This window comes from Aeromonas salmonicida subsp. salmonicida, assembly GCF_001643305.1.
Taxonomy (GTDB): Bacteria; Pseudomonadota; Gammaproteobacteria; order Enterobacterales; family Aeromonadaceae; genus Aeromonas; species Aeromonas salmonicida.
Map to the genome: position 1 here is coordinate 1 of NZ_LSGW01000080.1, position 13,683 is coordinate 13,683.

The following is a 13,683-nucleotide window of genomic DNA, read 5'->3' on the forward strand; positions in this document are numbered from 1 at the left end:
ATGTCCTTGATAACGGGTGGCATGGATGATTTTGTTAATGCGGCGCAGTTGTGGTCGTGGCAGGGGTGGTAGGATAGGCATCAACTCAGTCCTTTGGGTGTGGCTTGTTTTGTTTGGCGACTAATGAGATCGCACAAACTGGACTGAGTTCCCTTCCTCCGGTGATCTACTATTCGGAACAGCTATTTAGATGTGGTCGAGCGGCTACATACACTGTGGAAAAGCATACTAAAACGGGATGTGAACATAACGGCTAATTTTCTTGATTGTGGAGGTAGCTCTCTGCAGGCTCAGATTCTATTGGAGAAAATCCGCAACAATTTTCCAAGTTCAATTCCAGATACATTTATTTTTATTTGTCCTAGCATAACGGCGCAAGCTCAGTTCCTTAACAAGGATAAGCTGCCGGCTAAGGCCATGACACAAGATGGAAATAAAAATCACATTCGCAATAACTTGCTAGGTAAACGTCGAGTGGTATTGGAGGTTAAATAAAATGAATGTTACTGGTTTTGAGTGCGCTGTAATAGGTGTTTCTGGGGTTTTTCCTGGGGCTAAAAATGTGGAGCAATGGTGGTCTCAGTTATGTGAGGGCGTTATTGGTATTCGCTCACTGAGTCATGATGAACTGGAGGCTGAAGGGGGGGCGAATGGTGACGTCATTAGAGGTGGTGTCGTTGAAAATCGCTATGATTTTGACCCGGAATTTTTTGGTTATGATACTCAGTCAGCAAATATAATGGACCCCCAGTTACGGCTTATGCACCGTGAGGTATGGCAGGCGCTAGAGCACGCAGGTTATCCACCTTATTCACAGCGACACTCAGACGATACGGGGTTGTTTGTCAGTGCGGCATATAATCCATATTGGTATCAGAGAGTAATGCAAAGTACGCCTGACCATCTCACTGCCGTGTATCAAGCAAATACTCTACTTGATCCGGGGTGTTTTGCTACACGAGTTGCATACACATTAAATTTGAAAGGTCCTGCAATCTATAGCAATACAGCATGCTCCAGTTCACTGGTTTGTGTTCATCAGGCCGTCAACGCTCTACTCTCCGGTGACTGTAATATGGCGGTAGCTGGTGCTGCTTATGTAGTGCCAGACAGACGGGGCTATGTTCATCAACCAGGAATGATCTTATCACCCGATGGCTTTTGCCGGCCATTTGATCAATCGGCTCAGGGGACTGTGTGGGGTGAGGGTGCTGGTTTTGTTGTTCTAAAACGATTGGAAGATGCGCTGTCAGATCATGATCATATATATGCAGTAATTAAGGGTAGTGCCATTAATAACGATGGGCGAGAAAAGGCAGGATACACAGCGCCGGGATTAGATGGACAAGTCATGGCGTTGAGTCGTGCATTGTTGTCATCCCAGTTAAGTGCGGATGACATTGATTTTGTTGAAACACATGGCACCGGTACTCGTCTCGGTGACCCGATTGAAATACAAGCTCTTCTCAGTGTATATGATCGAGAGCGACCACTTCTTATTGGTGCGGTAAAAGCGAATATTGGTCATCTTGATGCTGCTGCTGGCATGGCGGGTTTGATCAAGGCTATTTTCTCACTACATAATAGATACCTTCCGCCACATCCGGCTTTTGATAAACTATCAGATTCACTAGAGCAATACGCAAAAAAATCATCATTCCTAGAAAGGGAATAGACCTGCCAGAAAATAAAATATTAACGGCTGGTGTAAGCTCTTTTGGTATAGGTGGAACAAATGCACATATCATTCTCACCAGCTATCACCAACCCCTGGATGTAGGGAATGACAATGCCAGAGTGGAAGTGTTTGCGAGTGAGGTACTGAGAGAGAGTACGCTATCGACAACACAGGAATTGATTGAGGATGCAATAAGGGGATCTATTCATCGTAACATGAGTTCGGCGCTTGCGAAAAACATGCATGCTCGGTTGTATAATCAGATAGCTAATCCTTTTATATCTGAAAAAAACACACGTACTGCTCTGGTGGCAGATACAAGAAGTGGTGAGGTGATCGGTCGGTGTTATAACAAGCCATTTGACGAAAAACCACGCATAGTATTTTTGTTTACAGGGCAAGGAAGTCAGTATAGAGGAATAACATCAGAGCTGTATGAATATAACTCAACGTTTCGACGTCATCTCGACCGTTGCTTTTATAAGTTACGTGGGCTTGGCATTATTGAACCCCATAGATTGCTATGGGATACCAGTCTAGGTGTGCTGGATAACACCGCTGAAGTACAACCACTATTATTCAGTGTCGAGTACGCAATGGCCTATACTTTAGTCGAGTTTGGTATCCGTCCCGATGCGTTGTTAGGGCATTCACTTGGTGAGTGGGTCGCGCTATGTATTGCAGGAGTACTGACCTTAGATGATGCTATCACACTGGTTTTTCATAGGGGAAGACTAATGGCTGAATCCCCCGATGGAGCCATGTTAGCATTCAATGCCATGCCACCATTATTCCATTCTGATGATCAGACCGAGGTCTGGACAGCCGCATATAACAGCGATCATCACCATGTCCAGGCCGGCACTCTCTCGGCGATCGCGGTGTTATCAGAGTTGTGTAAAAAGGGTGGCATCTCTTTTCACAAGTTGAACAACCGACATCCTTTCCACACACCATTATTGCGGCCAGTGGCTGATGAGTTCAAAAATGAAATTCTTCATCAATCATGTGTTTTTTGTCATCCGGAGATTCCCGTAGTCAGTAGTGTTGATGGACACTGGCTTAGTGATGCTATGGTGACTCCTGATTATCTAAGCAATCAGATATGTCAGCCCGTCAACTTCGCCAAGGGACTGGAAAAACTACTTGCATTACCAGGGCCCACTATCTTTGTCGAAGTCGGACCTGGTGCTGGCCTTCTTGGATTTTGTCATGCCATGAGTGGTTGGAATCCTCAACGACACGCAACCTGTAGAACCATAAAGGGCAGACAGGAATCGATCTCAGATGATGGTGTCCTTCAACTGGCGATGGCCGAGATGATGTGTCTCGGTGTCAGTTTTCCACAGCCGACCATCTCTGTTACTTATCCAACGCCCCGTAGGGCCTTTAACCAGGCAACTCATCTACCATTAAATCCCGTGCCCTCGGTGAAAAAGGAAAATGTACGACATGATCCAGTGGAGCGGCTCGCTAATTGTTGGTCCAGCATATTGGGATCCTTGCCCACATCAGAAAGTGATTTTTGGCAAGCGGGTGGCACATCGCTTACGGCATTAACCTTAATAGCAGAGATGTCAGCTATTAAAGGAGAAGAAATATCATCAGATTATCTGTATGAATTTTCAAAGTTTGATGATCTTGTCAATCACCTAAAAGGGAATCATCAAAAAATTATTGAACCTCTTGATGTTTTATCAATACTGCAAGACTGTTGGTTTAGAACAATTGGTAAAATACCAGAGTCGAATAGTAACTTCTGGATGTCAGGTGGGTCATCGTTAAGTGCTCTCTCTTTTTCGGCATTGCTGGCAGAAAAGCTTAACCTAAATGTCGGGCTGGAGCATATATATGACTACCCAGTTTTCAGCACACTGCACGATTACTTAAAATCCGGTGTGGTCAATGCATCAAAGTATGAGAAAAGTGAAACGTTATGAATTCTATTGTATTAAAAAGAACTTATAGTGATTCTTTTGCCAACGCTGATGTTCTACCTACAACGGGCCAAGCAAGAATCTTAGAGCAACAAGCCCAGCAATTGAGCAACCGTAGTTATCATGAGTTATTGCTTCTAAAAGGAAATGGAACCCCCGATGTAGCTCGTCTTCAATCATCACTTGGTGAAGTGGTCACTCGTCATCAGAGTTTGTCAACAAACTTTATATTTGTTGATGAGAAGCTTGTTCCCTGGGATGCGAGCGGTGCTGAACTAGAATGGTTACAAGTACGGCTGGAACAAACAGAAGACATATCATCAGTCTTGAATGACTGGATATCCCAGGATCTGGTTTTTTTGGAGAGACTACCGCTGCGAGTAGGGCTTATATTGAAGCCTGATCATTACTATATTGCGATTGTTGTTCATCATGTCGCCATCGATGGTTGGTCATTCATGGTCTTGCTGCGTGAATGGTCAGAACTAATGTCATCGGGTAGATTGATTGAGCCAGCACCGATATTTAGTCGCTATTACTCTGGTGAATTAGTAAGACAGCAGCATGGTAATGTGGCCAGAGAAGCATTCTGGCGAAAGTATCTCGAGCATGCTCCGGCATTTTCTTTGCCTACACCCGATCTACATTGTTCTGATCGAATGGATAGAAAGGGTGGGGTAATGGTTAGCCGCTTGGGGGAAGAGGACTGGTCTTTATTATCTTCTTTGGCAAGGAAAAATAATTGTAGTGAGTTCGTCGCACTCCAGGTTTTATTTAGTTCATGTCTCTGTAGATTGTATAGACGGACCAGCGTTGTAATTAGTTCACCGTGCGCAAATCGAATCGCTACGGATAGCCACGAAGTGATTGGTTTTCTTGCAAACACACTACCGTTTCATATTGAATATTCGCCAGAAGAGACGTTTTTAGCAGCAATAAAAAAGCAACGTTCAATATCGATGACGGCGCTCTCACATCAGCAGCTTGGTTACGACACAATATTAGAATTGTCTAGCACAGAAACAAGTGTTGGAATATCCCCTCTGAGTCAAGTCTTTTTGGTATTGCAAAATATTAGTACGGATATGCCAAAACTAAATGGCGATGATATTAGTATTTGTGCTGATCTTTCACCAAGAGACATTAAAGCGGAACTGACTCTCGAGTGTCAACCTGCAGTTGATGGCGCCAAATTTATTTGGAGATATGCAACCGGCCTCTATAAAAAAGAGACCATAGCTGGCATTGACAAAGCATTAACTAATATAACTCGAGCGGCATTATTATCTCCCGATATGCCCTTGTGTGATCTGCCACTTATTGATGATGAAGACCTCAAGGCCATTGCTGTATATAATAACAGGAAAATTTGCCTTCCATATGGAACTGTTGTTGATTGGGTTAGGAATAATGCACGGGTGATAGGTACAAGCCCTGCTATTTTTGCATCGGATGGGGGCTATGTTAGTTATCAAGAGCTGGAACAACGCACAAACAGTGTAGCAAACAGTTTGAATGCGCTAGGGATAAGAGATGGTGATATTGTTGCGTTGTATATGCCACGCTCTATAAATATGTTTGTCAGTATGTTGGGTGTTTTGAAATCCGGTGCGGCATATTTGGCGTTAGATCCAGACTATCCTTCATCGCGCACAGAGTTCATGATTGATGATAGTAATGTTTCATACATTATAGCTGACGCTATAAGGCCTCAGTCAGACTTAAACTATCCATTTTTGAAAATGGAAACATTGTTAAATGGGGTGACTGATGGTAGTTCATTGCCGGTACTCAATAATGATCATGTGGCTTATATAAACTACAGCTCAGGTTCAACAGGTAAACCCAAGGCCAGCATACTGTCACATCGAGGATTGAGAAATACGGCATTTAATTTTAACAAGTCACTTTCTATCTCTCATGGTGATAGACTGCTGCAGTTTTCATCTCCGGCATTTGACGCATGCACAGCTGAATGGTTGATGACATTTGTAAACCAAGCCACGCTAGTCTTACTCGATCCTGAGCATGCTCGAGATATTAATCATGTAACAGAGATCGTGCAACGACAACGGGTTACTCATCTTCATCTGCCCCCTAGTGTTCTCTCTCTACTCTCGCCGAATAGTTTATCCAGCGTGAGAGTGGTGATCAGTATTGGTGAGGCAATGACACCGGCGGTGAAAAAAACATGGCAGAATGCCACCAAGTTATATAATGGGTATGGGCCGAGTGAGTTCACTATCGCTACACATATGCATTTATGTAGTGAGTTAAACACGCCAAACAATATTGGTCAGGCATTTTATAACACTTCTTGCTATGTCGTCGATCAGCATATGTCACTACTTCCCATAGGTTTCGAAGGTGAGCTCGTATTGGGGGGGGATGGGATTGCCAATGGATATTTAAATCGTGAAGAGTTAACGAGGAAGTTTTTTTTAAAAAAACTTGGAAATGCTACTGTTGAGAATAGAGTCTACCGTACTGGAGACCTTGTTAAATGGAATGAGGTGGGAGAGCTTTTATATATAGGTAGAACTGATAGCCAAATAAAGATTAACGGTGTGAGAGTTGAGACGGATGAAATAATTAACGTATTGTGTCAGTGTAGAGGGGTGCTGGATGCGGTATGTTGGATGCCGTCTAGTGGTAATGAATCCCGTCTTCTATCTGCAATTATTATAGAGAATAAAAATGAGGTGACACGTGATGAAGTTTATAATCATATGTTATCTTGCTTGCCCAGGAGCATGCTCCCAAACTCAATCATTATTTTGACTTCTTTACCACGAACACCTAACAATAAGATTGATTATGACGCATTGACAAAAATTGCAAATGATGAATTAGAGTCCACGAATTCTAACAACATAGAGCTTAACGAATTACAGACGAAATTGCTCGGTTTCTTCAATGAAGTTTTAACGAAAACAGTTGGGCCAAATAGTAATTTTTTTGCATGTGGTGGCCACTCATTATCCGCATCAAGATTAGTGGCTAGAATAAGAAGTGACTTGGGGAAAAGGGTTCCACTTTCTACTGTTTATGACTATCCAACGGTTATTCAAATGGCAACACAGCTGACTGACGGAGATGGTGGTGATAGACTCTCGACAGGAAAGGCCATCGATCAACACTCTATGGTATTAGCCACGTCATCACAGCGAGAATTTTGGCGATTTGATAAACATGTAAAGTCACCTGCGTTTCATATTCAAGAGCAGCTGTTACTTGATGGTGATCTGAACAAAGAGGCTTTGTTGTTTGCAATAGAAAACATAGTAAAGCGTCACCAATCACTTCATAGTACGTTTTGTTCGGATGGGCATAAACTATGGATGAAATTAGATAGTACCAACAGACTATTAATAAACCAAGCATCTTCCTTAGACGTGGAATGGTCTGATTTTTTAGAGGGGGCCGTTAGAGCTGGTTTCGATATCAATAATGGGCCATTAATAAAATTTTATCTCTTTCAACATTCAGCTTTAAAACATACGCTTCTCATCATGGCTCATCATGGCTCATCATGGCTCATCATGGCTCATCATGGCTCATCATGGCTCATCATATTATTATAGATGGTTGGAGCCTACAAACCTGACTCGTGAGCTGGCATTGTTTTACTGTGGTTACTCTACTGAAGGTGTTAGTTTTAAGGCGCCCATACTGCATACTAGCTTCTTCGATTATGCAAAGAACCAGTCTTGCAATGAAGACAGAAACCTTCCTTATTGGAATCGTCGAGTTGGACAGAGACATCGATGGTTATCTTTACCAGGTGAGAAGGTGAAGAATGATACCTGTCGAGAAGTTAACAGTATAGAGTTAGTCATTCCCCCATCACTTGGTTTGCAACTCAGGGCCATCAGTTATGAGCATAAGGTAACACCCTTTGTTACATTGTATAGTGCAATGAGTATATTTCTGGCTCAGCAATGTAAGCTTGAAAAAGTAATATTAGGGACAGTCGTTGCTCATCGGCCTATGCCTGATGATGAGAATATTATTGGTCTATGCCTAAGTTCAGCACTTTTAGTCTGTGATTATGATCCAGATAAAACATTTTCAGATTATCTCCATAAACATCAGCGAGAGTTTATTGAGTGCCTCGACCATCTCCCTTTGGATGTCACCGCATTAAATAATTATAATGTGAAGGATTTTGAACATGGTAGATACCCAGTGTATCAGATGATGATGGTGATGCAGAACTTCGAAGGGCAGCCACTAATATTACCTGACATTGATGTAAGTCGTATTCCTATCCAATCGAAGGAGCAAGAAGTCGATCACTATCTCTCGATAGAAACCACAGGTGATGGTGGCATGACGATCACATGGAACTATCGAAAAGCTATGTTCGATAAGCCTGACATGGAAAGGAATAGTAATCTATTTATCTCTTATTTAAAGGCTATGCTGTACAGCACCGAAGCTGTCGGGCGAAATTCAGAATATGAATCGGCATATGTGGTGCCGGATGACCGATTAAAGTACCTTGGAGCTGCTCCCAACAGTGTTAATCCAGCGCAGCTGATAGCGCGAAAAGGTCATGAGTATCATCATCGTTTAGCACCTCGTATCCATCTTCAGTTAAAAAGCAAGTGTATGGATAGGAATGTCCCATTACTAGAATGGTTATATACGTGCTATATATTCACAGTTTCACAGGTTAAAGCGGTCGATGCTGTTTCTCTGAAGGTAGAACTGCTGGATGATGAGCTTGTTACGATCAAATCTGAGCATGCTATGCATCCGGGTATGGAGTTCAATGCTGTCATTGATAATGTCAGAACGATTATTGGACGTGAAGATAATAGAATATGTATATGTTCAATCGATCATAGATCTCCGGTTGTGTTTTCTGAGTCGAACGATAATGCTAGAGATGGAAATGAAATTTCCTCGCAGTCATTCACAATGGAATTAAAATATATTGATGAGGACCCGTACATCTCCTGGTATTTAGAGGGGGCAGTGTATGATGATTCATTCATTGAGAATGTGGCCGCACGCTACACCGCAATTTTACAACAATCACTGTATGATTTTAAGTTCAAACCAATGGAGAGTGTATTCGAGAAACATAATTTATCTGGTATAAGACATCGATCCTTAGAAAAGGTATTGCTAAAAAGCGGTGATTCTAATTTAAATATAATTTGTATTCCAGGTGTTCTGGGTCAGAGCGAATGCTTCAGTCATCTAATAGGACATCTTTCTTGTGATGCAACAGTGATAGGATTCAATGCCCTCCTGGATAGTGATGCCTTCCCTGTAGAAATATATCTATCCGCGTTAGATGAGTTCGATCTCTCTAAATCAGTATTGTTATGCCACTCCATGGGAGGGGGGATTGCAGCCAGAGTTTCTGAGGCATTAAAAAACAAAGGTACAATTAGACCTCCTGTTATCTTACTCGATTGTTGGCCTACTGAGAGAGTCATTCCATCTTTTATGAGTATAAAGGATCATTTTATGATGACAGTCGCCAACAGCCTTGGCAATAACATCTCACTCGACATTTCGAAAGATAATAATGCACTCATTGATTTTGATTCTGCGATCAATCTGCTATGTAATCAGAATCAAAAGCCGATGTTTAGTGCAGAGCAACTAAAGGCCATGTTTGCTAGATATTGCAATCAACGAAGTTATCAGATATCCATTTCGAGTGGAATGATGGATAAAGTTGCCTTGATCGAACCGCGCTTAGGGCCATCGTCAAAGATGTACTGGCAGCCCATATGTGAGTCTCCCTTGCTTACATGTTCAATTGATGTTGGTCACGACACTATGTTACTCGAGCCATCTGTGAGCGAAACGGCAAAGGTCATAGATTATCTACTTCCGTTTATGTTTTCGAATTATAACAAGAGGTAGATAGCATGAAATATCTGATTTTAAGTTTCTTTTTTTATCCCGAGGTTAATGGTATTAGCCAGTCAGTTTTTTATCGTTGTAAAGAACTGGCCAGCCGTGGTAACACAGTTAGTCTGTTAGTGCCTGGATATCCGACATTAAGCGATCAGTCGGCAGTTGTAATCCTAAAAAGTTTAGGTGTAAGAATCATTGGCATGCCCTTGGCTGTTCATTGTAACCCAATGACATCACCATTTCCCGATCATCGTTGTACGCGGACTCTTGCTGACGAGATCGCTTCATTCCAGCCAGATGTTCTGTTAGTTGATGAACCCATGCCATTATATATGGATGCGGGATTCTGTTTGAGCGATATTATCTGTATTGTTCCTGAACAGTGTTTGACGATTGCTCTCTGTCATGTCGATCTAGCTTCGCTCTGCACAAACTATGGTATGAGCAAGGACGCAGCTGCAATAAATAGTAAAGTTGATACTATTTATGGTCAGTATGATGCGGTATTCGTTCCGTCAGTTTTCCTAAAGAATAATTACCTTCTTAATATAAATTCCACAGTCGTCTCATTTCTTGGTGTCGATACTGAGATGTTTAAACCATCGCTATGTCATGAGGTGACAGATGTGATGAAAGTTATTTATGTGGGGCGATTATCACGGGAGAAAAACCTGCATTTGTTTATTGATGCCGCAGAAAATCTACGTGAGCAGGGCTTGAATATTGAATGGACTTTCGTTGGAAGTGGTCCAATGCTGGAAACCTTAGAGACTCTATCGACATCTGGAAACATTAGGTTCATGGGTGAGAGACCTAGCGAGATAGTCGCTATGGAGCTGAAGAGAAATGATCTTTTCATCACAGGATGTGACTTTGAAGCTTTTGGGATCACAGTGTCAGAGGCAATGGCATGTGGGCTGCCTGTGATGACATCATATCGGGGTGGAAATGCTGAGCAGTATGAGCACTTCTCGAGTGGAATTAATTTTGATATAGCAGATATGGACTCTCTATTGAATGGGATGAAATATTTTTATTATCACAAAGCGGAACGTATCAAGATGGGGGAAATTGCCCGTCGGTCGGTAACTAGCTGGTCCATGGCTGTTGATAATATGGAAATAGCTATTTCATCACTAAAAAATTAATGTGGGTGATAGTGTCATGGGTGATTCCCCCGCTTGCACATAAATATGATGACAAAGGCTGTGGATATTGAGAGGCTTATTGACGATGAAAGGGGGGGATTATCGTTAGTGAGCTTATGTCATGGTGCGTTGGGTATGTTGTTTATTATATAATGGGGATATAAATTTTGGGAAGCATAATAAAGTTGATGTCAATAGCGTTACTCATCTTGTGGGCTCCGTTTAGTGCTGCTAAAGATGTGAACGTAGAGGCAACGGACTACCGGTTATCATTCAGTGGACGAGTGGTTAAGAATTGGATAAACAGTGATGTGTATTTCAACTGGCCAGGCGTAGCCCTATCCTTTAGATTTAAAGGCATGGAAGCTTCCATTATCATGAATTGTAGAGGGGGGCGATTTGATGTGCTCGTGAATGGACGTGTTGTCAGTATCATAAATACTGACTCTACACTCAAACAATACTCATTGGTCAAATTTGATAGCCAGCAAGATGTGGTTGTTGAACTGGTTAAAAGAAATGAGACGTATGAAGAGATGGTGTTGGTTGATGGGCTAGAGGTTAATGGGGAAGTGTTGGAACATCGTACCCCCCAAAAACACATTATATTTTTCGGTGATTCGCTCAGTGCCGGACTGGGCAGTGAATCACATCATCAGCAGTGCAGTAGCGATGAAACATTTAAAACATCAAATGCCAGAGTCGCGTTTCCCACTATGACAGCTAAGCTGTTAAATGCTAGTCATAGTCAGGTATCCTACTCCGGATTAGGTGTGATAAGAAACTATGCTGGAGAGCAACGTTATCACAATTTACCTTATTACTTTAATAAGGCAGGAGCAGTGTTGAATGACTCATCCGCTTACGAGGACCGTCATCCAGACCTGTTGGTTATTGAATTGGGGCTCAATGATTTCAATACCGATTTAAAACCCGATGAGCCTTGGGCCAACGTTGAGGATTTCCGACACAGTTGGACTGATGCATATGTACAGTTTATCATCCAGCTCCGACAGCGATACGGTGATGTTCCAATCGTTCTGGTCGGTTTGGAACTAGATAAAGACGATCCTTTTGAACGTGCCATCAATGCAGTAAATGAAGAGTTGTTGCGAATGGGGGAGCGCAGCATTTATATCAAAAAAATCGACATTAAATTTGATGGCTGCTTGTGGCATCCTACTGAAGTGGAACACAAAAGGATTTCGACCATCCTGGCTTCATTTATTTCCGATACGTCATTGCTGAGTGAATGACCAGAAGTTATTTTCGTAAATAACGTAAATAACGTAAATAACGTAAATAACGTAAATAACGTAAATCGGGCAAACATGGAAGACACCGAGATATTCGGTGTCCTCTACTGTGTCTTGGTGTTGATAAGGTATGTAATGACACCAGCATGATACGTTATATATTCTAGAACAAAGATTGTTCCGGCCCTTAACTTATTGCTCCATGACTCTGTCAGTCGTAATCGCACCGTTGACCTCTGATGATCGATAGTGATAAACTCGGCTGCATGAAAATCTTTGTATTCACCACATTCATCATAGAGAGCTTTAAATAGGCTCTCTTTTGCTGAAAAAATGATGGTAATATCTCTTCTTGGTGTCCGTGAATCGATTTCTATTTTTGTTTTTTCTCTGTCACACATGATGATATCAATCACGCTTTTTATGGTGCTGGCATCTATCCATGGCTCATAATCTATACCAATCCTGTGAACGTATTGAGTGCGGGCCATGGCGACGATGGCATAGCTATTTGCATGTGTAATTGAGCCGAGGGTATTCGTTGGCCACATCGGATTCCTGTGCTGGCCTGTACCAACAGGTTCTGGTGATAATCCCAGTAAGTACTGGGCTAGGCGAGAGGCTATGCGGCCGGCCAAATATTCTCCCTTGCGTTGCACGACAGAGTTAATGATGTCTTTTTTTAAAGGGATGTTGTTATCAAGGAACAATGACTCATGAAATTGTTTGGCGTCGAACTCACAAAAAACCCACTGGACATGTTCTGTTGGCGCAAGCCTGTTTATATAGACACTTTTTATGAAGGCCTTTTCTTGTATAAATAACTTGTGCCATTGAATCACTCTATGCCTCAGTTGTGATGTTTATATATCTTGTCTAGCTTACAATATTCTATTGAGCTCAGATAGGGCTATGATTATTTTTCGTCGAACAACAGCATTATTAACATATCAATGTATGAGAAAGAGATTAAATACTGTAGTGGTCAACTGGTTAGGCCGAGCGTCGGCTTTTGCTGGCGGCATCCCATCATTGTGTTGATGTGGACGCCACTAGTTGTAGTAATCCATCAGGTAATAACTGATATCCCGCGGTGCTTCCCGCTGGCTCATGTATCCCGTTGGCTGGGAGCCATTCTGACTTCAGGCTCCTGAACAACCGCTCCATTGGTGCGTTATCCCAGCAGTTACCGCGCCGACCATGCGATGGCGCCACAGTCGTTGCCGAAATGCCCGGCTGCCATATTGGCTGCCTTGGTCGGAGTGAAACAGCACACCTGATGGGCAACCTCGCTGCTGATAGGCCATCTCGAGCGTTTTTATTGCCAGTTCTGCATCAGGCTTGTCAGACATCGCCCAACCCACGACTCGGCGAGTATGGAGGTCAAGAACCACAGCTAGGTAATACCAACGAGTACCTGCCCAGACGTAGGTGATATCGCCACACCACACTACACCACCTGATTGGGTTGCGGAATGTCAAACTCACGTGCCAACAGATTGGTAATGTCCGGTCGTTCAGACCGTGCAACCTTATAGCGGTGTGCGCCCGGCTGTTTGGATGCCAGTGAATCGCCCCGGGTTTTCTAGACACTCTGTTGTTGAACATTGAACTGCTTTTCAAACTCTACCGGCGACAGCCCATCATTGGAACCATGGCGCCTGATTGGGTTGTAAAACTTTTCGATATAATCAAATACGTCGCTGCGGGCTTCGTCTCCTGTCGAGTAAATCCTGCGCTTGATCCGCTCCCGTTTGAGCTACTGAAAGAAGCTCTCGGCG

At 42.8% G+C, this 13,683-nt stretch carries 8 protein-coding genes and 2 pseudogenes; 7 read left to right on the plus strand and 3 right to left on the minus strand.

Translation table 11 applies throughout. The features are described 5' to 3' along the window. Positions 1–192 precede the first annotated feature (192 nt). From AXW79_RS24170 to AXW79_RS15060, 7 genes are all read left to right on the plus strand, one after another. Positions 193–495 carry an acyl carrier protein gene (locus AXW79_RS24170; RefSeq protein ID WP_073531747.1) on the plus strand — a complete coding sequence of 101 codons (303 nt, stop codon included), beginning with the start codon at positions 193–195 and terminating at the stop codon, positions 493–495. A 1-nt stretch (position 496) separates the two neighbouring features. Further along, a complete protein-coding gene (locus AXW79_RS22380; protein WP_073531746.1) occupies positions 497–1,675 on the plus strand; it encodes a beta-ketoacyl synthase N-terminal-like domain-containing protein in 1,179 nt (392 codons plus the stop codon). A 122-nt stretch (positions 1,676–1,797) separates the two neighbouring features. Further along, the gene (locus tag AXW79_RS22390; protein ID WP_129712340.1) at positions 1,798–3,618 is read left to right on the plus strand and encodes an acyltransferase domain-containing protein; all 1,821 of its coding nucleotides are present in this window, start codon (positions 1,798–1,800) and stop codon (positions 3,616–3,618) included. After that, entirely contained in the window at positions 3,615–7,199 is a 3,585-nt protein-coding gene (locus tag AXW79_RS23980) for a non-ribosomal peptide synthetase (RefSeq protein ID WP_073536766.1), read from the plus strand. The genes AXW79_RS22390 and AXW79_RS23980 overlap by 4 nt, the downstream gene beginning before the upstream one ends. After that, complete coding sequence (locus AXW79_RS23985; protein ID WP_080561582.1) at positions 7,168–9,504, plus strand: thioesterase domain-containing protein; 2,337 nt, start codon at positions 7,168–7,170, stop codon at positions 9,502–9,504. The genes AXW79_RS23980 and AXW79_RS23985 overlap by 32 nt, the downstream gene beginning before the upstream one ends. A 5-nt stretch (positions 9,505–9,509) precedes the next feature. Continuing rightward, positions 9,510–10,646: a glycosyltransferase family 4 protein gene (locus AXW79_RS15055; RefSeq protein WP_011898923.1), complete on the plus strand. Its 1,137-nt coding sequence runs from the start codon at positions 9,510–9,512 to the stop codon at positions 10,644–10,646. A gap of 188 nt (positions 10,647–10,834) precedes the next feature. After that, entirely contained in the window at positions 10,835–11,902 is a 1,068-nt protein-coding gene (locus AXW79_RS15060) for an SGNH/GDSL hydrolase family protein (RefSeq protein WP_005309660.1), read from the plus strand. A 104-nt stretch (positions 11,903–12,006) separates the two neighbouring features. Here AXW79_RS15060 and AXW79_RS15065 read toward each other — a convergent pair whose 3' ends face one another. The 3 genes and pseudogenes from AXW79_RS15065 to AXW79_RS22405 form a co-directional block, all read right to left on the minus strand. Further along, positions 12,007–12,744: a 4'-phosphopantetheinyl transferase family protein gene (locus AXW79_RS15065; RefSeq protein WP_005309663.1), complete on the minus strand. Its 738-nt coding sequence runs from the start codon at positions 12,742–12,744 to the stop codon at positions 12,007–12,009. A gap of 108 nt (positions 12,745–12,852) precedes the next feature. Then, positions 12,853–13,472 (minus strand): annotated as a pseudogene (locus AXW79_RS22400) (IS3 family transposase); the annotation flags it as partial. A 15-nt stretch (positions 13,473–13,487) separates the two neighbouring features. Then, positions 13,488–13,683 (minus strand): annotated as a pseudogene (locus tag AXW79_RS22405) (IS3 family transposase); the annotation flags it as partial.

Excerpts from the sequence above, each read along its gene's own strand:
- AXW79_RS22380 (WP_073531746.1), top strand. The coding sequence starts at position 497 with ATGAATGTTACTGGTTTTGAGTGCGCTGTAATAGGTGTTTCTGGGGTT.
- AXW79_RS23980 (WP_073536766.1), top strand. The coding sequence starts at position 3,615 with ATGAATTCTATTGTATTAAAAAGAACTTATAGTGATTCTTTTGCCAAC.
- AXW79_RS23985 (WP_080561582.1), top strand. The coding sequence starts at position 7,168 with ATGGCTCATCATGGCTCATCATATTATTATAGATGGTTGGAGCCTACA.
- AXW79_RS15055 (WP_011898923.1), top strand. The coding sequence starts at position 9,510 with ATGAAATATCTGATTTTAAGTTTCTTTTTTTATCCCGAGGTTAATGGT.
- AXW79_RS15060 (WP_005309660.1), top strand. The coding sequence starts at position 10,835 with ATGTCAATAGCGTTACTCATCTTGTGGGCTCCGTTTAGTGCTGCTAAA.